The sequence below is a fragment of the Okeania sp. KiyG1 genome, from assembly GCF_014132355.1.
Classification (GTDB): domain Bacteria; phylum Cyanobacteriota; class Cyanobacteriia; order Cyanobacteriales; family Microcoleaceae; genus Okeania.
The window spans coordinates 45,490-70,602 of the sequence record NZ_BLZO01000079.1; the positions used below are offsets into that span (position 1 = coordinate 45,490).

18 protein-coding genes and 1 pseudogene are annotated in these 25,113 nt (G+C 36.0%); 11 read left to right on the forward strand and 8 right to left on the reverse strand.

Going from position 1 to position 25,113, the window contains the following annotated elements; genetic code table 11:
• Window positions 1-185: 185 nt before the first annotated feature.
• Window positions 186-800, reverse strand: coding sequence for a late competence development ComFB family protein (locus SAGCYANO_RS16875; protein WP_202221133.1), 615 nt, complete (start codon window positions 798-800; stop codon window positions 186-188).
• A gap of 1,173 nt (window positions 801-1,973) precedes the next feature.
• A complete protein-coding gene (locus SAGCYANO_RS16880; protein WP_202221134.1) occupies window positions 1,974-2,678 on the reverse strand; it encodes an HAD-IA family hydrolase in 705 nt (234 codons plus the stop codon).
• Between the two features lie 127 nt (window positions 2,679-2,805).
• On the opposite strand from SAGCYANO_RS16880, the gene SAGCYANO_RS16885 reads away from it, so the two are divergent.
• On the forward strand, window positions 2,806-2,979 hold the full coding sequence (locus tag SAGCYANO_RS16885) for a hypothetical protein (RefSeq protein ID WP_202221135.1): 174 nt from the start codon (window positions 2,806-2,808) through the stop codon (window positions 2,977-2,979).
• A gap of 526 nt (window positions 2,980-3,505) precedes the next feature.
• Here the strand turns inward: SAGCYANO_RS16885 and SAGCYANO_RS16890 are convergent.
• Complete coding sequence (locus tag SAGCYANO_RS16890) at window positions 3,506-4,714, reverse strand: NAD(P)/FAD-dependent oxidoreductase (protein ID WP_202221136.1); 1,209 nt, start codon at window positions 4,712-4,714, stop codon at window positions 3,506-3,508.
• A 571-nt stretch (window positions 4,715-5,285) separates the two neighbouring features.
• Here SAGCYANO_RS16890 and SAGCYANO_RS16895 point away from each other — a divergent pair.
• The gene (locus tag SAGCYANO_RS16895) at window positions 5,286-5,738 is read left to right on the forward strand and encodes a nitrate reductase associated protein (RefSeq protein ID WP_202221163.1); all 453 of its coding nucleotides are present in this window, start codon (window positions 5,286-5,288) and stop codon (window positions 5,736-5,738) included.
• A gap of 172 nt (window positions 5,739-5,910) precedes the next feature.
• Here the strand turns inward: SAGCYANO_RS16895 and rimM are convergent, their stop codons facing one another.
• A complete protein-coding gene (gene rimM, locus SAGCYANO_RS16900) occupies window positions 5,911-6,540 on the reverse strand; it encodes a ribosome maturation factor RimM (RefSeq protein ID WP_202221137.1) in 630 nt (209 codons plus the stop codon).
• Between the two features lie 453 nt (window positions 6,541-6,993).
• Here rimM and SAGCYANO_RS16905 point away from each other — a divergent pair, with 453 nt between their 5' ends.
• From SAGCYANO_RS16905 to SAGCYANO_RS16915, 3 genes are all read left to right on the forward strand, one after another.
• The gene (locus SAGCYANO_RS16905) at window positions 6,994-8,343 is read left to right on the forward strand and encodes a tetratricopeptide repeat protein (RefSeq protein ID WP_202221138.1); all 1,350 of its coding nucleotides are present in this window, start codon (window positions 6,994-6,996) and stop codon (window positions 8,341-8,343) included.
• A gap of 467 nt (window positions 8,344-8,810) precedes the next feature.
• Window positions 8,811-10,778, forward strand: coding sequence for a hypothetical protein (locus tag SAGCYANO_RS16910; protein WP_202221139.1), 1,968 nt, complete (start codon window positions 8,811-8,813; stop codon window positions 10,776-10,778).
• 587 nt (window positions 10,779-11,365) lie between these two features.
• A complete protein-coding gene (locus tag SAGCYANO_RS16915) occupies window positions 11,366-12,043 on the forward strand; it encodes a HEAT repeat domain-containing protein (protein ID WP_202221140.1) in 678 nt (225 codons plus the stop codon).
• A gap of 92 nt (window positions 12,044-12,135) precedes the next feature.
• Here SAGCYANO_RS16915 and SAGCYANO_RS16920 read toward each other — a convergent pair whose 3' ends face one another.
• Window positions 12,136-12,888, reverse strand: coding sequence for a class I SAM-dependent methyltransferase (locus SAGCYANO_RS16920; RefSeq protein ID WP_237396249.1), 753 nt, complete (start codon window positions 12,886-12,888; stop codon window positions 12,136-12,138).
• 343 nt (window positions 12,889-13,231) lie between these two features.
• Between SAGCYANO_RS16920 and SAGCYANO_RS16925 the strand changes: the two genes are divergently transcribed.
• The 3 genes and pseudogenes from SAGCYANO_RS16925 (at window position 13,232) to larB (ending at window position 16,737) form a co-directional block, all read left to right on the forward strand.
• The gene (locus SAGCYANO_RS16925) at window positions 13,232-13,360 is read left to right on the forward strand and encodes a helix-turn-helix transcriptional regulator (RefSeq protein WP_202221141.1); all 129 of its coding nucleotides are present in this window, start codon (window positions 13,232-13,234) and stop codon (window positions 13,358-13,360) included.
• 280 nt (window positions 13,361-13,640) lie between these two features.
• Window positions 13,641-15,400, forward strand: a pseudogene (locus SAGCYANO_RS16930) (ABC transporter substrate-binding protein).
• Between the two features lie 542 nt (window positions 15,401-15,942).
• Window positions 15,943-16,737 (forward strand): nickel pincer cofactor biosynthesis protein LarB, encoded by a 795-nt coding sequence (gene larB, locus SAGCYANO_RS16935; protein ID WP_202221142.1) that lies wholly within the window; start codon window positions 15,943-15,945, stop codon window positions 16,735-16,737.
• Window positions 16,738-17,324: 587 nt separating this feature from the next.
• Here the strand turns inward: larB and SAGCYANO_RS16940 are convergent.
• Window positions 17,325-18,023 carry a pirin family protein gene (locus SAGCYANO_RS16940; RefSeq protein WP_202221143.1) on the reverse strand — a complete coding sequence of 233 codons (699 nt, stop codon included), beginning with the start codon at window positions 18,021-18,023 and terminating at the stop codon, window positions 17,325-17,327.
• A gap of 615 nt (window positions 18,024-18,638) precedes the next feature.
• Window positions 18,639-18,875: a CDGSH iron-sulfur domain-containing protein gene (locus SAGCYANO_RS16945; protein WP_202221144.1), complete on the reverse strand. Its 237-nt coding sequence runs from the start codon at window positions 18,873-18,875 to the stop codon at window positions 18,639-18,641.
• Window positions 18,876-19,151: 276 nt separating this feature from the next.
• Here SAGCYANO_RS16945 and SAGCYANO_RS16950 point away from each other — a divergent pair, with 276 nt between their 5' ends.
• A complete protein-coding gene (locus SAGCYANO_RS16950; protein ID WP_202221145.1) occupies window positions 19,152-19,505 on the forward strand; it encodes a helix-turn-helix domain-containing protein in 354 nt (117 codons plus the stop codon).
• A 1,117-nt stretch (window positions 19,506-20,622) separates the two neighbouring features.
• On the opposite strand, the gene SAGCYANO_RS16955 is transcribed toward SAGCYANO_RS16950, so the two are convergent.
• The gene (locus SAGCYANO_RS16955; RefSeq protein WP_202221146.1) at window positions 20,623-21,828 is read right to left on the reverse strand and encodes a Coenzyme F420 hydrogenase/dehydrogenase, beta subunit C-terminal domain; all 1,206 of its coding nucleotides are present in this window, start codon (window positions 21,826-21,828) and stop codon (window positions 20,623-20,625) included.
• A 191-nt stretch (window positions 21,829-22,019) separates the two neighbouring features.
• On the opposite strand from SAGCYANO_RS16955, the gene SAGCYANO_RS16960 reads away from it, so the two are divergent.
• Window positions 22,020-22,271: a hypothetical protein gene (locus SAGCYANO_RS16960; protein WP_202221147.1), complete on the forward strand. Its 252-nt coding sequence runs from the start codon at window positions 22,020-22,022 to the stop codon at window positions 22,269-22,271.
• Between the two features lie 101 nt (window positions 22,272-22,372).
• A complete protein-coding gene (locus SAGCYANO_RS16965) occupies window positions 22,373-25,075 on the forward strand; it encodes a sister chromatid cohesion protein PDS5 (RefSeq protein WP_202221148.1) in 2,703 nt (900 codons plus the stop codon).
• Window positions 25,076-25,113: the final 38 nt, after the last annotated feature.

Here is a 25,113-nt window from a genome sequence, read left to right on the forward strand (position 1 = left end):
CCATATCCAATCTACCAAGAGAATAAATTTTTTCGGCGTTGGTCAATCTTCTCCCTAAAAGGGAGAGGTAACTATCCATTATCCATTATCCATTAATGAACTTACTCAGAAATATATTTAACTAATTGCTCTCTGGAGTGAGAATAACTATGATCAAAAATCAGATCTATTTCACTTCATGAACTTCAATTTTTTACATAAACGCTCGTGTTTTTTTGAGCTGCTTTAATACCTAAAGTAACCATTCGTGAAATCATAGTTATTAACTTTTCTCGAGCTAGTTCTTGTTGCCAAATCCATCCTTCTCTAGTAGTAGAATATAGAGGAGGGAGGCGATTGAGAGTATAAGCAATTACATCCACTTTATTAATAGTTCTTGATAGATCGTTGGGTAATACTTTAAGTTGCCGTTCTATTTCTACAGTTGCTAATGGAATCATAGCATTAAATTCATGTAATATAGGTTTTTGGCGATCGATTACTGCTTTATTATCCTTAAAAGATGGGTGGAGTGGAGTAGAAAAAATTTTATTGTTTCTTTGGGCTGCTTTAATACCTAAGCTAACTACTCTAGAAATCATATCCGCTAGTTTTTGTGACCGTTGCTGTTGCCATATTTTTCCTTTTTGTGTTGTAAAATACATCGGTGGTAATCTATTTAGACTATAGGCGGTAACATCAGCTTTATTGATAGAATCAACTATTTCTGGTGGTAATTTTTGTAACTGTTTTTCTATTTCTAAAATAGTTAGAGGTTCCATTGCATTACGAAAAGTTGAGGTTAAAAGTGACTGACTCATATAATTACTCCTGACGATCGAGTTTTAATTAGCATTATAAATAATCACGAGTTTTATGCACAAATGTTGTCTGCAATTTTCTTATACTATTTGATGGAAGTAATACATCGAGTGTGTAATATCAAATCCGCTCGGGTTCGGTATAGTAACTCTGATAAGTATACCGAATAAGTTACTAAAAAACTTCTAATATTCACTAATTACAGCGATTTTCATTTCAGTAAACCACAGTAGGGGCGTTAACGTAGTTATGCGTAGCAAATGACATTTGCGCTCCGCAAAGCTCCGAATGCCGCCCTTATAGGTTTTTGGGGCGTTGCTGAATTGAAGTATGAATGCGCGATTGTTTGGTTCTGATCAAGCCCCCGCGCATCCCCCGTGCATTGGGGGACTTTTAGAATTTTATTCCCCCCAAAATTGGGGGGCTAGGGGGGCTTGCATCATAGAATTTTATTCCCCCCAAAATTGGGGGGCTAGGGGGGCTTGCATCATACCCAGAATCAGCAACGCCGTTTTTGGTTATGACGATGTGGTTTATCAATCTGAAAAGGGCTGTAGGGGTTACTGATTAAATCTCAAAGCACTATTTTGATAAAGATTTTAGCCTTTTTAGGTCGAAAAAAGTACCTGGTATCACGTTGAGTTCGCTCAAAAAGTTAGCATTTATAGGCAGAATAATAGCAGAAAAATCACGATCAACAAATATATCCGACTATCTCCTAATTAATTCCTCGTTTCTCCTGTACGGGCGATTTCCGTTCCGGAATGCTCCGCAAACGCGTTTACGAAGTATTCCGTAGGAAATCGCCCCCACTCCCCTACTCCCCTACTCCCCCACTCCCTACTCCCCCACTCCCCCACTCCCCTGCTCCTTAAAAAGACTTTTTCAGCAAACCCTAATTATTTGTTGGGCTTAATTTTAATTTTTTAGTTAAAGTAAGCTTAAGATAAGATTATCTTGTTCGTATTAATACTCAAAAAAAATCTGCCCAACCGAGCAGACTTGTACTGTCAACATCTACTTTTTGGAGGTTTCTACCATCCTTCACTTCATCATACCAATATTGTGCATCTTAGTAATAATAGTTTAATTATTATTATATATTTATCAGAAACTATAATCATAATTGTGTTAAAGTGATGTTCAATAGAGGGTGTCACCCCTCATTTTGCCTAGTTAAAGCCATAATCAAAACAATCTAGAAGGGTAGCAAATTGATTTTTTTCGGGTTGTAAAACTGTATTTCTACTTAATAAAAATGCTTTTATTCCTATATTAATTGCACCCTGATAATCAGCAGTTAAACTATCTCCAATATGCACAACTTCTTCAATAGCACAACCACATTTTTGTAAAGCAGCGACAAATATTTTTTGATCGGGTTTAGCTGCTCCTACTTCTGTAGAGATAGTCACATTATCAAAAAAATCTGCTAACTTCAAAGCTAGCAAAACTGGATAAAGTCGAGAATCAAAATTAGATAAAACTGCTAACTTAATTCCACGATCGCGCCACTTTATTAATGCAGGTTTCACATCAGGGTAAACAAACCAAGGTGCAGCAGTAGCAAAATGATTGTAAAGTCCCCGAAAAAAAACTCTGAAATCAGAAAACTGCTCAAATACTCCTAGTTTTTTGTAAGTTGCAGTAGCGACCTCACACCACCACTCAAACTCCAATTCGGGTATTTTAGTAGACTCCACCCCAGGAAATGCCATGGGTGGAGCAGTTTTAAAACTTTCAAAAAAAGCTGCATTGACAGCGACAGGGGAAACATCAACACCCCACTGACTGGCAAACTGTTGATAAATCTCACCTACACTACCGCGTACACCAAATAAAGTACCTACAGCATCAAGCAAAATAACTTTAGTCATATTTAAGAAGTAAGAAGGAAGAATTCAATAATTAATAATTAATAATTAATAATTAATAATTAATAATTACCTCTCCTTGAAAGGAGGAAGGAGGAAGGAGGAAGTAAGAAGGAAGGAAAAACATTGATTGATTGATATTCCGTTGTTTGAGATATTTCATAAGTCAATAGCAGTAATGGCAGAAGAAGGAGGAAGTAAGAAGGAAGAAAAAACATTGATTATTGATGATATTCCGTTGTTTGAGATATTCCATAAGTCAATAGCAGTAATGACAGTTGCTATATATATCATTAAATGGTAGATCAGGACTTACGCAAATTGACTTTTAGAACACCATTTGTAGGGGCGAATGGCATTCGCCCTCCCTATATGTAGAGCCTCTGCGTAGGTCCTGTAGATAATACTATGTCTGGATGATTAAGTATAATAAAAATTTTCGACTGAAGCGGTCTTGAAGGAATATCCCAAATTTCTGCTCCGTTTCCAGTGTTAAACCTTAAATTTACACCTACCACCTACTACCTACTACCTAAGAACTTTATTAATTAGGGCGTGACCGATCTAATCTAAAAGCATTGACATATAAAGACAAGTGCCTTTTTGGGGTCGAATTGCAGTGGAAATTTTTCAGCTGTTGGTGCTCATGCAAGGAGCGTATTTTAGGCTCATAGTTGGGCAGAAAAATCACTCTTACAATTCTTACTCCTACCTACTCGCTCATTCCCCGTTCTTCCTGTCTTCCCCTCCCCTCCTGGGAGGGGGAGGGGTTAGGGTGGGTTTGGAGGGGGAGGGGCGAGGGGTGGGTTAAAAGACTTTTTCAGCAACCCCTAATTAATTGTTGAAAAACTTGATAGCGCCTCTTGAATAGGATTAACTATCCAGTTGAAAGCAACTTTCATTTGATGTTCCAAGGTTGGTAAGCGATACAAATAAACTAGACGTCTTGCCAAATGTGCTACCTGACCATCCAGTTTAATTCCTAAACTGGTAAGAGTCGCATTGTCAAGTCCCAATGCCATCATTTCACCCAATGCCTGATAGCGGAATGGTAACAAAGGTCGCCCACTCAGAGATGCCCAGATATTCCAGGCCACATAATCAGATTGTTGTATCGCTACTTGAGCAGTGGTGGGTACTTTTTGCCCGTCTGCATCTTGGCAGTCTGCTAAATCTCCGAGAGCAAAGATTTGTGTATTGTCTTGCACTTGTAGAGTTGCACTGGTGATAATTTGGTCGCGCTGATTTTTTTTCAATGGTAATGACTTGACTACTGGGGCGACTTTTGTACCCACTGTCCACAAAACAATATCTACAGGGATGGTATCAACTTGCCCTTTATACTTTAAGGAAATTTGATTAGTTTCAATAGACTCAATTTCTGTTTCTAAGTCAATCCAAATATTTCTTTCTGACAAAGCTTGAGAAGCTGCTTCCCGGTTAAATTCTGGGGATGTTCGCAAAATCATGTCACTAAGTTCTACTAATCTAATTCGCCCCCGCTCTTGCAAACGATCTGCTAATTTACAAGCTAATTCTACCCCGCTATAACCACCCCCGACGATGGCGACCCGAATTTTTTCCCGGTCTGATGCTTCTAAAATTCGTAACTTTTCTTGGAGACGGTAAGCATCATCAATGGTGCGGAATGGAATTGCATATTCGGCGACACCTGCGACCATGTCCATTGGCGTTTCACCTCCCATTGCTAAAACTAGGCGGTCATAACTGAATGCTTGACCGTTTTCTAGTTTTACTTGTTGTTGGTTGATGTCAATTTCAGAGACAACGCCTTGACAAAAACGGATGTTGGTGTTGGTGAATAACTCTTCAAATGGCGGAGCTATTTCCCAGGTTTGTAATTCCCCGGTCACAAGTTCATATAATAGTGGGGCAAAGAGGAAGCGATCGCGCTGGTCTATCAATATTATTTCGGGTTTTTCTGAAGGTTGCCAGGGAAACTGAATTAGGCGGAGGGCGGTATAAAGTCCACCAAACCCACCGCCCAGGATACAAATGCGCTGAGATTTTTCAGTCATAGTTAAGTAGGAGAAGTTAACATTAGGTTACTTTTTTATAGGATAGCAATATCGGAAGGCAGAAGGCAGAAGGCAGAAGGCAGAAGGCAGAAGGGTTAGAGAAGAAGGGCGAAAAACGTGGTGCATTCAGGACCGGATTTGGTATTATTAATTAATTCTTTCTACCTACTTTCCACGGAGGTTGCATGCAACGTCCCTACTATCTATTTGATGTCTAATAGACATAGGCGTGAAAATCAAAAATAAAATCAATTCTTACCCATAAATTATCAATTATTCCCCTCCACGGTCGGGGTTAGGGGTGGGTTCCCTGTTCCCTTATTCCCCTCCACGGTCGGGGTTAGGGGTGGGTTCCCTGTTCCCTGTTCCCTGTTCCCTGTTCCCTGTTCCCTCTTTTCTGGAGATGTCTAATAATTTAGATTAAAATATATAGCAGTCGAAGGAAAGGACGCGGACATTTCAAAAGTTTAAAACTCAGACAACGTAATACTTTTCCTTCTTCCTTCTTCCTTCTTCCTTCTTTCTTCTGCTATATCAGAGTTATCGAAGCTGAAAAATTGAGAAAATTATGATGAACAATTATTTTGAATTTGAGCAAGATTTTGTAGAATCTCTACGGTGTATTCCCATGATAGTCCGTTATAAATTAGATACCTGCGGAGTTAAGTTAAAATTGTCTCACTGGCATCAATTTAATCATTTAATTCGTCAAGAGATAGTGGATAAACCTTGCAGTACACCAGAAGAAATTAAAGATTATCGGGAGTGGCTAAATGAGTTAGTAATTCAACATACAGATACTCCTGCTAAAGAATTATCTATAGAACTAAATCCAGGTTGGATGGATGACACAAAAATTCCGGATATAGTTCAAAATAAAGCTCAAGAAACAGGTGTTGAAATTAAATTAGAACAATGGAAAAATCTAACTCCACTACAAAGATTTGTTTTGATTAAACTTAGTCGCCCAAGCCATGAAAATAAAAACTTTTTACCTGCTATTAAAGAGTTTCAACTGATATGATTTTGTAAGCATTTCCTAGGTCATGCTGTGCAAACAGCAGTCAGCACTTCAGCTATCAGCTATTAGCTCTTCAGCAATAATACTAGGCTTTTGTAGTAAGCTCTAATTAAACTTTATCTAAAACCAAAAACAATAGCTGATGGCTGACAGCTGACGGCTGATTGCTTACCTACTATAAGTCAATTAAGCCTAATGGGGGAAGAATTTCAATAATGCCCCCTTCAAAATCAACTACAGGAACAATTTCTTTGACAAAAGGGATTAAAAGATTTTGAGGAGGGGAAGATTTAGATTTTTTATGATGTTTTTTACGCCTACTTCTTCCACTTTCTTTTGGTGGTTTATCTTGAGTAACAGTTTCAGAAATAATAGGGGTATTTGTAGATATTTTTTCTACTTCTAACAAATCGTTTCCTGCTGAAATCATACTCACAACTTTACCAATAATTTCCCCATTTAATTGATTAATAACTGTCAAACCAATTAAGTCTGGTAGATAAAATTCATCCTCTGCTAGTTGGGGGCGATCGCCTCGTTGGACGAACAAATAACTATTCCGTAATGCTTCAGCTTGTTCGCGATTTTCAATACCTGCCAACTCTATCACATATAACTCTTTACCAGGAAGATAACGACCACCCAGTAACTCAATATCTTGGGGGTCCACCTGTCCTGGTTGTAATAACCATCTTTTTCCTGGTTCTAAGAATCTTTCTGGAAAGTCAGAGTTAGGATATACTCGTAACTCTCCTCTCAAACCTTGAGGGGCAACTATTCTACCAATTTCAATCCATTCAGACATTTTTAAGTCAAAAGTCAAAAGTTATAAAGTCAAAAGTCAAAAGTCAAAAGTCAAAAGTCAAAAGTTATAAAGTCAAAAGTCAAAAGTTTACTATTTCTATAATAGACATCTCCAATAATTAAAAATAAAGTCAATTATAGTACATAAATCATTAATTCTTTCCCCTCTACTTCCTACTCCCTCTTTTCTGGAGATGTCTAATGCTATAGATAGGAATATTATTAGTTTATAGCAGAAGAAAGAAGAAAGAAGGAACCAGATTGATATTATATTCTAGGTTTTATGCCAATTTTATATGAAGCTGTACAGAATTAGGTCTTAGGTATAAGACCAATTTTATGTGAGGTGGCACAGAATTATTTTTTCCTTCTTCCTTCTTGAAAAAATTGATTAATTTGTCTGTCTCGATCTACACTCAACCCCGATTGAGATATTATTCTATGCAACTTAGAAATGAATTTGGTATTAGAAGCTATGAGAATTATCAATATGGTAGAGTTTCGCAACAAGCAGATGTTAAAAAACCTCAGCAAAGGCTTACCAAAGTCTATTTCTATTTTGATTATAGTCCTAATATTCTCTATTAGTGGAAATTCTGCATATAGTCAAGGGGCAAAGGATAAAATTAGGGATAATTACCAACAAAAAAATGATTTAAAGTTATTATCTGCATTCTCAAAAAATAAAATTTTGGCAACTCATCCAATTGATAGTTTACTAGCTCAAAATCAGGAACAAGTAGCAGATTTTAAATTGAAAGAAGAAATTAGTATTCGCGTGCGAGAAGAGGTAGATTATACATTTCGTCATGCCACATCATTACTCAGTATTTTTTTGATTTTGTTGACTTTATTTCCTGCTTCTGCAGCAATTTGGGTTTGGTTTCTTCAGACAAAATTATCTAACAAAATTTTTATTACAGAGCAAGAAATTGAAAGTTTTAAATATGACACAATATCTCAGTTAAAAGAAATCGTCAATGAAGCTCAAATAATATTAGATGAACTGCAACAACAAAGTCAACAAGCTGACGAAAAAATAGAACAACTGCAAAAGGATACCTTGATTCAATATTCTGCAGCTCAAGCTGATAATTCTGAACCGTTAATGATGGCAAATGATTATGCGAAACAAGCAGATCAATTTTTCTTTGCTGGTAGACTCAAAGAAGCTGTTTCTGCTTACAATCAAGCTTTAAAAATTCATCCTGAAATGGCAGATACTTGGAATAATCGAGGGGTGGTATTGACAAGATTGAAGATGTATGAAGAGGCTATCGCTTCTTATGATAGAGCGTTACAAATTCGCGCTGATTATGCTGATGCCTGGAATAATCGTGGTGTTTCTTTAATAGAATTGCAGCATTATCAAGAGGCAATTAATTCTTTTGAGCAAGCAATTAAAGTTAAATCTGATTATGCTGATGCGTGGAATAACCGTGGTGTTTGTTTAGCAAAAATTCAAAAATATCAAGAGGCAGTTAAGTCTTATAATCAGGCAATTGCTATTAAAAATAATTATAGCGATGCCTGGAATAATCGAGGGGTTGCTTTGATGAAATTAGGTATTTATGGAGAGGCGATCGCTTGTTATGATAATGCAGCAAAAATTAAACCGGACTTTTTTAGTGCTTGGTATAATAAGGCTCGTTGTTGTGCTTTGAAAGGTGAAGTTGAAGCAGGTTTAAAAAGCTTGAAAAAAGCAATTAGTCTCAATCCTAGTAGATGCAAGGAAATGGCAAAAAATGAACCTGACTTTGAGGAGATTAGAAATAACGAACTATTTAAGAAATTGATTGATTAATAAGTAGTATATTTGAAGTTTCCAATCAACTTATTCCCTATTCTCTGTTCCCTGTTTCCTATTTCCTGTTCCCTGGAGATGTCTATTTATTTATAAGTATTCAACCGGAGATAATCTTAACAAATAGTTAAGCACCCGTATTGATTTTTATTGCTTAGTTGCAGAACTTTCTATTTTTTTAACATAAATACATTCATTCATTGTATAATCATCAATGATAAATAAATTTCTGTTGCTCCTGATGCAACCACAGTTCATTAATTGATAATGAATAATGAATAATGGATAATTACCTCTTTAACAATGGATAATGAACAATGGATAATGGATAATGAAAAGTATCTCTCATTATCAATTATCAATTATTCATTGGTAATGAGAGGCTTTAAACCGAATGGATTAATTATCAATGATAAATTATCAATTATCCATTGGTAAAATAGTTATATTAATTTGAAGAAAAATCTATGTCTGCTCAAAGTAAATTTTCCTGGCAAGAACGCTTTCAATATAAATTTGACAACTTTATGTCAAGGGGTGGATTTTCTGTATTTCTAGCATTGGTCTCTGCTTTTTTTGGGGCCTTTTTAGTAATGACTGTTCTACGTTATATTTCTGAGTGGCTATTCCCAAATACAGATTTAGAAAGCGATTTACTTTGGGATGTATTTGTTCAACTAATAGGTCTCAGAGACACTGGGGACGAAGCAAATTTCTCCACTAAAACTGTAGGGGTATTAACGATTTTTGTAGGTTTGGTACTTTTTTCTAGTTTAGTAGCTTTTATTACTCAAGAATTTGAATCACGACTGACTTTACTGAAAAAAGGTAAAAGCTTGGTAGTAGAAAAAAACCATACTTTAATTTTAGGTTTTAATGACAGAATTGTAGATATTATTACTGAGTTAGTAATAGCCAATGAATCAGAATCTGATGCAGTAGTTGTGATTTTATCAGAACAAGATAAAGAAAAAATGGATGATTTTCTCCGCGATAAATTAGGAGATTTAAAAACTACCAGAGTAGTTACTCGTAGTGGAACGGTAACAAATATAAATAATCTGAAGAAAGTAGGAGTTAAAGTCGCTAGATCGGTAGTTATTTTAAATGATGCTAAAGGTTCAGATCAAAAAGAATTGAAAAAATTATCTGATGCCAGAGTTGTCAAAACAATTTTAGCCACTGTAGCAGCTAATGAAGAAAAAAAATCATCTTTACCACCAATAGTAGCTGAAATTCACTCAGAACAATATCGTATTTTAGCTCAAAGCATTGCTCCTGAAGCTGTAACAACTTTAAATGAAGCTGATATTTTAGGTAGAATTTTAGTCCAAACTTCACGTTCGGTAGGGCTAGCAACGGTATACTTAAATGTAGTAGGTTTTGCTGGAAATGAAATTTATTTTTATCGTCCTGAATCTGATTGGCAACACCTCCGCTTTAGTGAATTACAATTTCACTTTTATCAAAGTATTCCTTTAGGTGTACAAGATAAAAATGGCAATGTAATTATCAAACCAGATAATAATTACAACTTAATAGATGCTGAATCAATAATTGTTTTGGCTGAAGATGACTCCCAAATTAAATTTTATCAAGAACCTTTCGTTAAACCTCAAGTTTTAGGTTATGTTGACTCCCAAAAAATTCTTGCTAGAGAAACAGAAAAACATTTAATTATTGGTTGGAGTTCAAAAACTAAAATCTGTCTCCAAGAATATGCTAAATATGTAATTGAAGGTTCAGAAATTAATCTAGTTACTCACGAATTAACACAAGAAATTGAAGATCAGTTTGATGAAATTCGCGATGCTTATCCTGAAGTTTTAATGCAAATTTGGAAAATAGATGTAGATGTTGTTGAAGAACTTAAAACACTCCGACCATATCAATATAACAGCATCTCAATTTTAGCCAGTAAAGGTAAAAACTCTGAAGAAGTAGATGCTAAAACTCTGACAATATTACTAGAAATTAGGCAAATATTTTTGCAATATACAGAGCAAACTGGAAACCCAGTTACAACTGAATTAGTAGTAGAGTTGGCTGACTCTGAAGAAACGGATCTGGTAATTAAAGCTGGGGTTCAAGACTTCCTACTGTCTAATCAATTTGTGTCGAAAATTTTAGCCCAGGTATCTCAAGAACCAGGAGTAATGTTAGTCTATCGTTATTTATTTTCGGCAGAAGGTAGCGAAATGTATATTAAACCTATAGAGCTTTTCTTCCCTCCTGAAAAACTTGGTAAATTATCTTTTGCTGACTGTGTATTTGCTGCTCAATCTCGTAATGAAATTTGTATTGGAGTGAAAATAGCTTCTCAATTTCAAGATAAAGAAAATAATTTTGGTATCTATATAGCGCCAAATTTAGATACTCAATTTGACTTAACTATTGAAGATGAACTAATTACCCTCGCTGAAGATGAAATTTGAAGATAGGAATAGGGAATTTGGGCGTTGCTGAAGCGCGTGTATCATAATTAGTCTTAATTACTTAGGACTCAGAAGTCAGGGGTCAGGAGTCAGGAGTCAGGAGTCAGGAGAGAAGAAAGAAGAAGAAACAGGAGTAGAAGGAGAAAGTTTTTTGCTCGCCCTCTTATCCGGACATGATATAGCCTTTCCCAAGCTAGTGAGGTACTTTTATTTTTCTTCCCTGTTGCCTGTTCCCTGTTGCCTAAAGCCTTTATCTGTCAATGCTTTGATAGTTAATCCGCAAACCCTAATTACTTCAATATTCAATCTCCACACCTTCCCGTCTCCTCATCTCCCCACCCCCCATCTCTATAATAAGTATTCACCGGATTTGATATTATCTGTGACGGGTTTAATACCTCACAGTCTACACGATGCTTAAAATTGTTTGGGGTTTGAATCCCCAATTAGACCTTTCCTAGGTCATGCTGCGCAAACAGCATAGCTGCCTTCTCCCTTCTTCAACACTTCTTCCTTCTTCCCTCTTACTTTTTCCTTGTTAACTATAATATAAGACAAATATAAAGTTTTACAAATAAAGGCCAAATATGCAAAATATGAATTTAGAGCAAATATCTGTCCAATTAGATAGTGAAAATTCTCGCGATCGCCTCCTTGCCCTGGCCCATCTAAGAGAAGTATCTGCGACTGAGGCAGTACCTTTGATAAAAAAAGTATTGAATGACCAAAATTTACCAGTACGCTCCATGGCAGTATTTGCCCTGGGTGTAAAACAGACAGAGGAATGCTACTCAATTTTAGTAGAACTGTTAGAAAAAGATGCAGATTATGGCATTCGTGCTGATGCTGCGGGGGCGTTAGGATATCTAGAAGATATTAGAGCTTTTGAACCCTTAGCGAGAGCATTTTATGAAGATACCAGTTGGTTAGTACGTTTCAGTGCCGCAGTTTCTCTGGGAAACCTGAAAGATCCACGCGCTCATGATTTATTGATCGAAGCTTTAGATAATCAGGAGATGGTGATACAACAAGCAGCGATCGCCGCTTTAGGAGAAATTGGAGACTTAGAAGCAGTAGAACATATTCTCAAGTTTGCTCTTTCAGAAGATTGGTTAATTCGCCAACGTTTAGCAGAAGCTTTAGGAAATATGCCTACTCCTAAGAGTATATCTGCCTTGAAATATTTAGAAAAAGATAGCCATTCTCAAGTATCTCAAGCAGCAAGCATATCTCTGCAACGTTTATCTACAAAAGAGAATAGTTAGCATATATAGCAATGAGCGCTGGTATATTTACAAATTGCAGCATTAGTCATGGCAAGAACGTAGGGGCAAATGGCTATTCACCCCTACTGACTTCAGATATACTCAGGTTTAGTTGCTGCTATAAAAACCATGCGATCGCTAAATTTCAAAACTGATTTATCCTGATATTTCTCTTCCATTTCCTTTAAACCTGCTGCTAATTCAGTATCATTAAATTCAGAAAGCAAAAACATATAACGATTTTCTACCATTTCAAAATACTGACTTTTTGGCAATTCTAAAGGGTACTCTATAATATCAGAATCGACAACAAAACCTACTTTTTGAAGTAAATCAATTAGTTCTTGATAGTGAGGTTGTTTTTTTTCGTACAATTCTAGTGCTTTAGCAAATAAAGGATACTCAATAGTGGGTGGTAAGAGCAATAACAAGAAAATTCCTCTAGGAGTTAGTCTTTGCCATAAATTCTGGAATAGTATAAATTTTTCCTCTATATAATGGATAGCTTCTTTTAAGAAAATTTTGTTATAAATTCCTGGTTTTTGAGAGAATTTTACTCCATCCATTTCTATGGGATTTAATCGACTATTTGCCGGAATTTTTTCTAGCATTTCAGCAGAAGGATCGACGCAAATAATCGGTTGCTGTAATTGAATGTGATTGATAATTTCTTTGCTATAAATTCCTGTTCCACAACCAATATCTACCAAAGTATCTGTGGGAGTTAGGTGTAGATATTCGATAATTTTTTGAGTTGTAAATTTAATATATTCAGGAGAGTATGACCAGAGATTATCGTAAATATTGGCGATATTTTTGTAATGATTTTCGGAAGTGTTATTCATAATAATTAATATTTTTGCTCAAATTTTTGACAAAGTTTTGATGGGTGCATCTCAATGCGTGAATAAAGCCAAAAAAATATTGCTTTTAGGCAACAGGCAACAGGCAGTGAATATATAGGAAAAAAGTATTTTTGCCAATATGATATGCACCCCTTTTGATATTATAAAGAATTTAATTCCTGTTGTAAAATTGCTAATAGTTGGGCTAAATTACCTGCAAGTCAAGCCTCTCGAACTAACCATAAACCAGAGAAATATTCACTATAAATAATACTTTTTTTATTGGGTTTAAGTTTAATATATTTCCCTTCTCTTAATTGTACCCACTCCCGTAATTAGAAAAATGTTAGCCACCTTTGAAGAACCTCTGACCTTAAAACAGCTAGCTCACAATTTAGAGTCTAGCAGTTCCGCCTTATCCCGTGGTTTTAAGGAGTTATTTGGTCTGAGTCCCAATAGTGAGTTAAGTTAGACGGAGTGTGGGGAGTATAGGGAGTGTGAGAAGAAATTAAAAAAATATATATCTTCACAATTATAATGCAGGACTACCAAATATTTCTGAAAGTTATATCATACCCGGTTCAATACTTATAAATAAATTATCTATTATACAAATATTTTTTCAAATCGAGGTTTTGTAGCTTTGTTATCCATCATAAAGATAAATTTATTAGCTCACAACAAAAGTATGTTTGTTTAATTTGGTATGATCTAGTTACAGATATATATCAATTACCTGAAGATGATTTTTAATACCCAAAAACTATTATCGTAAATTAGCAATTTTATTTACAGTTATTTTAATATTTTTCTCAGTGCTTGTAGACCAGCACCATCAAATGATCAATCTCGTATTGTTGTACCTACACCTAGTGATGCCTCTACTTTCAACTATCCATTAAATCAGTCAGCATATAATGTTTTTGGCTATCTATATGAGGGCTTAATTATTGAAAATGGCATCACAGGAGAATTGGAGCCAGGGTTAGCTGAATCCTGGAAAGTTTCTGATGATGGACAAACAATAGTTATTACTTTAAAAGAAGGGTTGAAGTGGTCAGATGGAGAACCTTTAACTGCTGATGATGTAGTTTTTTCTTATAATGAAATATACCTCAGTGATAAAATTCCTACTAGCTTTAAAGACATTCTCAGAATTGGCAAAAGTGGAGCTTTACCAGCAGTCAATAAAATCGATAATCTCCGTATAGAATTTTCTACACCAGAACCTTTTGCTCCTTTTATTAGATATGCTGGAGGATTACCTATTCTACCTATTCATGCATTAAAAGAATCAGTTCGTACTACTAACTCTAAAGGAGAATTAAACTATCTCACAAAATGGGGAACTGATACCCCGGTGAAGGAAATTATTAGTAATGGTATGTATCGCCTCAAAAGTTATACAGCAAATCAGCGAATTATTTTAGAAAAAAATCCATTTTACTGGCGTCAAGATGACCAAGGAAATAATTTACCTTATATTGAAAATATTGCCTGGCAAGTCATCGAAAATACAGATAATCAACTCTTAAATTTCCGTTCTGGTGAACTAGATACAATTGGGGTAGAGCCAGAAATGTTTCCCCTGTTGAAACGAGAAGAAAATCGTGGCCAGTATACTATTTATAATGGCGGTCCCACATCTGCTTCTAGCTTTATTTCTTTTAATTTGAATCAGGCAACAAATGCTCAAGGTCAACCATTTGTCAAACCCTTTAAATCTCGATGGTTTAATAATAAATCTTTTCGGCAAGCGATCGCCTATGCAATTAATAGGGAAGCAATGACCAATAATATATACCGTGGATTAGGTGCGCCCCAATATTCACCAATTCCGGTCACCAGTCCTTTTTATTTATCTCCAGAAGAAGGCTTAAAAGTTTACAATTATAACCCAGAAAAAGCCAAAGAACTTTTACTGAGTGTTGGCTTTAAATATAATCAAAACGGTGAATTATTAGACAGTGAAGGTAATCGAGTAGAATTTAATTTATTATCAAGTGCTGGTCGGAAAGTCAGAGAACAAATGGCAACACAAATTAATCAAGATTTAGCCAAAATAGGTATTAAGGTAAATATGCAGTTTCTCAGTTTTAATACTTATGTAGAAAGACTATCTTTATCCAGAGATTGGGAAGCTTATCTAGGAGGTTTTGGAGGAGGAGGTATTGAACCTCATGGTGGTTATAATATTTGGTCTGTTAATGGTAGATTACACACTTTTAATCAAGGACCTCAACCTGGAGAAGACAACATAGAAGGTTGGAAAATTAAGGATTGGGAACAAGAAATAGACAATCTTTATATTAGAGCTTCTCAAGTGTTAGATGAAGAAAAACGAAAAGAAATTTATGGTCAAGCACAGCAAATTATTGCTGAGGAATTACCTTTTATATATATGGTTAATCCTCTAGAATTTGAAGCTATAAGAAATCGGATTAAAGGAATTCAATATACTGAACTTGCTGGTGGTTTCTGGAATTTATATGAACTCCAAATTTCTGAGTAAAGAAGGAAGCAGGAAGAAGGAAGAAGGAAGCAGGAAGAAGGAAGAAGGAAGAAGGAAGAAGTAAGAAGGAAAAATCTTACGTTGTCTTATTTTTAAACTTTTGATTTATCCTAACCTTTCCTTCGACTTATAACTAAAAATAAAAAGTATACCTCTGTGAAATAGAAAGTCAAACAAATTATCTCAAGAAAAGAGGGAACAGGGATAAATAATTGACAATTTATAGATAATAATTGCTTTGATTTTTGATTTTTGGAGATGTCTAATATATCAATGATTAATTTATAGGACTTTGCAAAACGATTAGGTACAATGCTCAAAGCAATAAGTCAGTCTAGTGGACTAACACAGCTAAAACTGTGCAATAGATTTTTCTTTCTAGGTGTCTTTATCTCCCCTACTCCCCTACTCCCCTACTCCCCTACTCCCCTACTCCCCCACTTCCCTGCTCCCTACTCCCTACTCCCCTGCTCCCTACTCCCTACTCCCTACTCCCTACTCCCCTACTCCCTACTCCCTACTCCCTTATTTATTTAATTCTAATGAAATCAGAAGATTTAAAGCAATTATTAACAGCAATTTCTACAGGAGATGTAACTCCAGAGTCAGCTTTAGAAAAGCTCAAGAATTTTGACTTTGAAAATGTCGAAAACTTTGCCAAAATTGACCACCATAGAAATATTAGAACAGGTTTTCCTGAAGTTATTTGGGGACCAGGAAAAACACCAGAACAAATTGTGAAAATCATGGAGGTAATGAGGAAAAATAATCCTGTAGTAATGGCAACAAGAATTGAACCAGAAATTTATGAAGAATTGCAGGACAAAATTCCTGGTCTTTATTATTATCGAGATGCAAAAATCTGTGCAATTATCTCTGATTTTCCTACTCCAAAACATCAAGGTATAATTACAATTGTCAGTGCTGGTACTGCTGATTTAAAAGTAGGAGAAGAAGCAGCAGTTACAGCTAGTCTTTGTGGTTTTTCTGTAAAGCGACTTTGGGATGTAGGAGTAGCAGGAATACATCGTTTATTAAGCAATAAACATTTAATTGCAGAAGCGGATGTACTAATTGTAGTAGCAGGTATGGAAGGTGCTTTGCCTAGTGTAGTTGCAGGTTTAGCAGATTGTCCTGTTATTGCAGTACCTACAAGTGTAGGTTATGGAGCTAATTTTGATGGTTTAGCTCCACTATTAACAATGTTAAATTCTTGTGCGCCAGGAATAGGTGTTGTGAATATTGATAATGGTTTTGGAGCAGCTATTTTAGCAGGACAAATTATTAGGACAGGAGAGAAATTGGCTATTGAAAAAGGAAGAAGGAAGAAGGAATAAGGAATAAGGAATAAGGAAGAAGAAAGAAGGAAGAAGTGGATGGGGACTCAAACTCCAAGTGATTGTAAACACCCTGTAGAAGGCGGGGTGTTAAACAAAAAAAAATGATTAAAAATTTAGGTAGTTAGTAATAGCTGAAACGGCTTAAAAATTTATCTTTTAGGAGGAGTCAGGAGTCAGGAGGGAAGAAGAAGGAGTTGGAAGGTATAAGGAGGAGAAAGTTTTTTTGTCACGCTCTTATCCGGACATGATATTACACCATTTTGAAAAAAGAATGTTACAAATAATAAGCGCCATTAAAAGACTTTATCTAAAATGTCTATTAGACATCTCCAAAAATCAAAAATAAAATCAATTATCCCACACAAATTATCAATTCTTCCTCCAGGGAGGGGTTAGGGGTGGGTTGGGAGGGGTTAGGGTGGGTTGGGAGGGGAGGGGTTAGGGTGGGTTCTCTACTCCCTCTTTTCTGGAGATGTCTATTTGACGAAAAAGATAATTTACGACATCAAAACTGGCATTAAACCTATTCATTCTGACAACTGACAACTGACAACTGATAACTGATAACTGATAACTGAAATGAGCTATGCTAAATCAAATAAAAGAATTTCTGCATCTGACTTAGCTGTAATATAAACATCATTAATTTCGCTTAAAGCAGCACCATCACCTGCTTTTAAAGATAAATCATTAAGGTCTATTTCCCCACGAGCAACTTGAACCCATCCGTAACGTTCAGAATTAAAAGAATAAGAACAGCGATCGCCTTCTTTCAAAACACCTGCAAATAAATCAACATCCTGATTAATTTTTAGTGCGCCATTTCTACCATCTTTAGCAACTATTAAATTTAATTGACCAGAGTTTTTTTCTATATCAAAAGAACGTTGATTATATGTTGGTGTTAAACCTCTAGAATTTGGTAGTAACCAAATTTGTAAAAAGTGAACCTCCTCAGATTTTGAGTGATTATATTCACTATGCATAATTCCTGTACCCGTACTCGTATGTTGTACTTCTCCAGGATAAAGTACAGCACTATTTCCTGCACTATCTTTATGTTCTAATGCTCCTTCTAAAACATAAGTAATAATTTCCATATCTCGATGTCCATGAGTTCCGAAACCATTACTAGAAGAAACCCTATCTTCATTAATTACTCTGAGAGAACGAAACCCCATATATTCACGGTCAAAATAGTTGGCAAAAGAAAATGTATGATAAGTATCGAGCCAACCATGATTTGCGTGTCCTCTTGCTTCAGCTTTTCGTATATAAATCATTCTTACTACCTCCGATAACTTGATTTTTTTGTGAAAATTAAACTTGAATTACTGAGATTAATCTTGACTAATAAAAAAATTAATAACTAGGTTGAATAGCTGAAATTATTTGATAATTTATCAAAATAATTGGGTCTAAAACCCTGCCTTTTAAGGCGAAATATTTTTGGAGCGAAGCTCAAATCCCCTACTTCCCCTCCCCTCCTCGGAGGGGTTAGGGGTGGGTTAACTTCTGTAGGGGCGAATGGCCATTCGCCCCTACTGACTTCTGACTTCGTTAAGTTTGATTACTCCCAAATAATGTTGCATAATTGTGATTTTGCAGAAGTTAATTTTCAGTCAAAATAATTAGACTTCTTGCAGAAGTCAGGGAATAGGGAATAGGGAAATGAAATTGTTGATTTCAGATATTGAATTGATTGAATTAATACCTTTGCAAGAGGTCTATTGTTTGATTATGCAACAGTAACAAATAGACATCTCCAAAAATCAAAAATAAAATCAATTCTCACACATAAATTATCAATTATTTCTCCCTACTGCTGTACGGACGTTGCATGCAACTTCCCTACTGCCTACTCCCTCTTTTCTGGAGATGTCTAATGAGTATTTTATTTACAATTTAGCGTGAGTCCCATCACAATAAGGAGGATTATTAGTATACTTACAATTACAAAGTGCTACTGTTTTTTTCTCTGTTAACTCAAATGCCATAGGAGTAAACTCAGTTCCTGCATGGGAACCATCACAATATGGTTGCTTTTTGGATGCACCACATTTACACCAATAATAATTACCTACTTCAAGTTCTAAAACTACAGGTTTTTTATCTGCAATAATTGGTTCACTCATAATTTTTTTCTTTCTCTCTGGATACAAAATCTATAGAAATTCATGGCTTACACAAAATATCAAATCATACACCTTCTTTAGGGGGAAACGGCAGTTTACTCCTACTAGATATGCTCGTTCTCGTAAGTCCTGGAAATTAATAACTTAGATTTTGTTTTGACATTTATAATCTAGCTTAAGTCAAGTTAATATGTGTAGTATGCACTTTAAAGTCAGATAGTACCTAAAAAGATACTATGGGTAGAAGTAGTAGGTAGAGGAAAGCAACAATTTGAGATGAAAATTAAAAGTACAAATAAAAAGAAAAATTGTCCAGCAGAGATGGCTATTCAAGTAATTAGTGGACGTTGGAAACTTTTGATTCTCAGAGAATTATTTGATGGGGTCAAACGTTTCAATGAACTTCATCGTTCTCTGCAAGGTATAACTCACAAAATGCTTACCCAACAGTTGCGGGAAATGGAAGCAGATGGCATTGTTCATCGGGAAATTTATTTGCAGGTTCCTCCAAAAGTCGAATATTCTTTAACTTCTCTCGGAAAAAGTCTTAAACCAATGATTAATGAAATGCACCAATGGGGAATTGAACATCTGAATTCTGATCGGGAAAATGAAAATATAGATGAATAATTCCGTTCTACTAAACTTAATAATTAGTCATAAAAAAACTTTATCTTCTTAATAGACATCTCCTCCAAAAGAGGGAACAGGGAGAAATAATTGATGAATAAGAGTGGGATAATTGATTTGATATTTTGGCGTTGCTGATTATGGGTATGATTTTGCCCCCCGAGCAAGCCAAAATTGGGGGGAATAAAACTCTAAAAGTACCCCTTTATCCCCCTCCCGTCCCCCTTGGAAAGGGGGAAGCCAGATGTTGCTGCGCTTTTTGTTGAACGGGGGATTTAGGGGGCTTGGCCAGAACAAAAAAATCGCGCATTCATACTTCAATTCAGCAACGCCGATTTTTTATTATTGGAGATGTCTAATACCAAATTGATAAATGTTTGCTACAAATAGTTAAAGTATTTCTTATAATTCTGAATTCAGAAGTCAGAATGAATAGATTTAATACCATTTTTGGTTTTGTAAATTATTTTTTCGTCAAATAGACTTTTATATAAAGTCTTTTTATGCTGCTTATTATTCGTAACATTCTTTTTTCAAAATAGTATAATATAGTATTTCTCAGTAAGTGTGAGGCACACTGCTGAAGATCCCCCCTAACCCCCCTTGAGAAGCTATCCCTTATAAGGAACTCCTGAAAACCTTGTGTGACCCACCCCTAACCCCTCCGGTGGAGGGGAAGGGGAGTAGGGAGCAGGGGAGAAAGGAGAAAGAACCAATTTATATAGGAAAAACTACTTAAGTTATCAAGAAAAATCTACTTTTTAATACACTTTTTCTCTGGCAAAAATCTTTGGAAGGCTAATACATAACTTGTCGATTGTGTCAATTTTTATGTTAAGAAAGATGTTTATAAAGCATAGCTTGAGAAGGGGGGAAACTAGAAGTCCCACTTTTTCAGGGGTATTTAGCCCTTGAGAAGGGGGGAAACCAGAAGTCCCCCTTTTTAAGGGGGATTTAGGGGGATCGTTGGTTCACCTCACTGCTATATATTAAAACTCCCTCCCCTTCTCTGCTGACTCCTCCCTGATTATTTATAACTATTCAACCAGACATCATATTACTTATTAAAAGCAGAAGTTGGGAAAAGAATATTACTTCAAAACCCAACACCAAAAAATTATTTCGGCAACTTATATTGCCCTACAATTTTCTTCGCAAACTCTGGCACATGAGCCTCTAATTTTTCTGGATAATTCCGCTTCACATAAAGATAATTACGAGTGAAATGAGAATCAATAGAAAACCGCCCATATTCCAAACCTTTAGGACCAATTTTTTCAATTACAACTCCCATTAATTTTGCAGCCCACATCGGCAAAGTAACAGCTTGGTCATAAGCAGGAATACTTTGTTGAACAGCATTTTTTCTATCTCCCTGAGACATTACAGGTTGAGTATCTAACTGATTCATCACCAAATCTAACATTTCTTTTCCTGTCTCATTCCTAACAGTAATCCACTGCCAACCAAAAGGCGCTCCCATATATCCCACGACCAAATCTGCCAAACCATTTACATAGTCAAAACAACTCATACAAGAAGGAGCAAAAACATCTTTTAATTTCTTAGTATTTAACCCAAAAAATGGTACTTTTTCTATCGACCCATCCTCATGTTTAAAATGTACTCGAAAATCTTGCATAAATTCATAATGCACAACAGTTTCTGGTGACTTACTCGTAGTATCTAAGAACTTTTGCAAACCCTCTCTTGTGACATTATCCACACAAGGAGTTCCCAAAACATAGAGCTTTTCTAAACCTAATTGTTTTTCCACCGCTCGTAATGCTTGAATCTGACAACCAACCCCAATTACTAACAGTTTTTTCATCCCAGATTTTTCAATTTCTTCTAATACCGAAAGATTAGGAGAAAGAGTCGGTTTATTAACTTTTGCTGCCAATACTTCCTCTGGAGTCCGGGCAATAACTGGCATCGGTTGAAAGCGGTCTTCCTTAGTATTTTGCACACAGACAACACCTTCGACAATACCTTGATTGAGCATTTCACAGGCGATCGTACTCACAATACCAGTCCATTGTGCGCCTTCAATAGGTTGTTTTTTGCGAGCTGCCATCATATCTTGATGAACGCCAAAATAAGTCTCATTTTCATTATCTAGGTTGCGGGTACGTCCGTGAGTTTCTTGTTCGAGGTTGTCAAATTGTTGATTAAGAAATGCACAAGCATCCTTGACATAATGGATATAATATGTGTCGCACAAACCACATTCGCTACAGAGTTCTTTAGCGGGGCGACGGGCACCTGGTCTGAGTGCTTTAGCTTTCTTGTGTTTAGAGGTGTTTGGAGTTGAGATAGTCATTTCAGTTAACAGTTATTAGTTGTCAGTACCTCACCTCCAGTAATAGGGAGGTAAAGTTAGGAACTTTTATCTAGAATACCATTTTTCAGTTATCAGTTGAAATGTGGTTAAACAGTTGTAATTGCTACCAATTAGAGCTATAATCCAATATGGAAAAAATAGCCTTATCCAAAAGGAAAGAAGAAAAGTCTATGTCAACTTATAATAAAGTAGTAAGTCAAATTCACAGCCTCACCAAGGCAGAGCAACTTCGACTATTAGAAGAGTTAAAAGCAATAGTGGAGAACTCCATAGAAACAGAGATAGAAGAAGAACTCATTTTTCCCGCAGAAATAGCTTCCAGCGAAACTGCATGGCAAGATTACTTAGCAGGTAGCGATCGCGGCAAATCTCTCGAAGAACTAGAATTAGAATTATTTGGGAGGCAGCTTTTTCAGTTTTAGTTATAAGTTATCAGTATGGAAAGGTATCTAATATAAACCTGGTTTATATATTTTTATACTATAATATACTTTCAAAAATTCTCTTTTGGGTATTCTAATTTATGGTAAAACCATCTAAACAGACTTTATTAGCTGTGCTGAAAATAGCTCTGTTGTCTACTTCTTTGCCTTTAATAGTAACAAGTTTGTCTCCATTACACCCAAGCACTAAGCAAATTAATAGTCTAGTATTTGCCCAAGAAAATGTTGAACCTAGCCCTCAACCTACTGCTAGTCTTGAACCAAAAAAGACAAGTCAACCCACCGAACAAAAAACACAGGAAAATTCGGAAAATTCTGATGATGAGAAAGACTGGAAAGGGTGGTTAATTTTAATCCCTATGCTGGCGGGTTTGTATTTGGGAATTCTCTGGTTTCGCCCCCTATGGTTATTGCTGCTACCTGCGGAATTGAAGATACCGAAAACACCCAAAACCCCAGAAGTTAAAATACCTGTTGATATATTAGGTCTCAAGTATCGACCCAGGGTATTAGATGCTTGGGTTGAAAAACATCTGGAGACTTTTCAACAGAAGTTTCTAGAGAACGAAACTGTTGACGAGCGAAAAGATTATGTTTCACTTCCGGTTGAATTAAACAGTCAGGAAATTGATGAGCTGACAGCGGAAACATTAAGCGAACTTTTTAACAGAGAAAAGCGAGTGCGACTGTTAATTTGGGGTGAAGGAGGCTCAGGAAAAACAACTATTGCTTGTCAAATTGCTAAATGGGCAATGAAAAAACAGCATCAGTCTAAAGCTTTAGCCAAACATTTGATGTTACCAGTTTTAATAGAGAAGGAAATTGATAATACTGGAGATGGCATCAAACCGATAATGGAGGCAATAATGGCAGAAATTCAGGAGTTGATCGACAATGAACAAATGATAGTTGATGAATTATTAGTTAAACAACTCCTGCGACAGCGTCGAATTTTATTGATTGTAGATGGTTATTCGGAGCTGAGTCAAGAAACTCAAGATAAATTTAATCCTGAACCGAAAGAGTTTCCAGCAAATGCTTTAATTATCACTTCCAGAAGAGAGGAAGATTTCCGAGGTATCGACATCAAAATTGAGACTCTCAAGTTTGATGGAGGAACGTTAGCTTACTTTATCGAGCAGTATTTGAAGGAGCGCAATAAGTGGCATTTGTTTGAGGAAGATCAAGAAGAATTTTTACAGGAATGCGCTCAATTTGTACCTACTGTTGGGGAAGAGAAGAATATAACTGTTTGGCTGGCAAAGCTTTATGCTGAGAAGATGATTAATAGTAAGGAAAATAATTTTACCTCGGAGCGTTTTCTCAATAATATTCCCGATCTCATACTTAACTACTTAGAAAAGTTGAACCGTCAAGGTGAAAGAAAGACTAAGAGTGAATATCCTACCATTAAACAGGATGCTCAACTAATTGCTTGGAAATGTTTGGAGGAAAATTATAAACCATCCGATGTGAAGCGCAAAGAAGTAATTGAGGCTTTTCCAAGTTTGGAAATAGATGAAGCAGAAGACTGTCTTAATTATTTTGAGAAAGACTTGCGACTGCTTAAGCGTACTGGATATGGTCCAATAAAAGATAGAAAGAACATTCGCTTTGCTCTCGATCCGTTAGCAGAATATTTAGCTGCACTATATTTAGTACAGGAGAATAAGGATGATGAAGAAAAGTGGCGGGAGTTTCTGACAAAAGTAAAGAAAAAGTTGGGTGAGGCAGAAATTAAAGGCTTTTTGCTGGCAGTTAGAGATTGTTGTTTAGCAAAAGGTTCGGAGGTTAGAGTACCCAGATTTGTAGCAGATGAAATTGGCAAATTAGCAGGATTAGATTTAGAGGCTTTACAAAAAAAGTTAGAGATACAAAGGATTAAAAGATTTGTCCGCAATTTGTTTGCTCCAGGGGCGACGACAAAAGATAGGGTAGATGATCTGAAAAAAATCGAAGATAGTGGTTCGGCAGCTCAGTTTGTTGCTCTTGATATTATTAAATGTCTAAAAGATGACGATCAAAAAGTGCGTAAATCTGCTGCAAAGGCCTTGGGTAAGTTAGATAATTCTACTGAACCTGTTATACAAGCCCTATTAGGCAAATTTCAAGATACAGATTCAGACGTGCGCCTTTCTGCTGTAGAGGCGTTGGGTAACTTAGGTAATGCTTCTGAACTTTTGGTGAAAGCTATTTTAGCTTTACTTCAAGACGAAAATCTAGCGGTGCGCTTTTATGCTGTAGAAGCGTTGAAAAAACTAAGTAATGCTTCTGAACTTGTGGTAAAAACTCTTTTAACTTTACTTCAAGACAAAAATCTAGAGGTGCGTCGCTCTGCTGTAGAAGCGTTAGGCAACTTAGGCAATTCTTCTGAGTCTGTGGTGCAAGCCATTTTAGCTTTATTTCAAGATGAATATCCAGGATTACGCCGTTCTGCTGTAGAGGCATTGGGTAACTTGGGTAATGCTTCTGAACCTGTTGTGCAAGCTATTTTAGCTTTATTTCAAGATCAAGATACAAGGGTACGCTCTTCTGCTGTGGAAGCGTTGGGCAACTTAGGTAATACTTCTGAACCTGTAATGCAAGCTCTTTTAGCTTTACTTCAAGATAAACACCCAGACGTGCGTCGTTCTGCTGTAGAGGCATTGGGCAACTTAGGCAATGCTTCTGAATCTGTGGTGCAAGCACTGTCAAACTTAGTTCAAGATAGTGAACCGTTTGTACGTTACTTTGCTACCAAAGCATTAGAAAATTTAGGCAAGAATTCAGAAGATGAAAAGTAGAAAACCCAGTTGTTCGATTAATAAATATTTCACAGAAA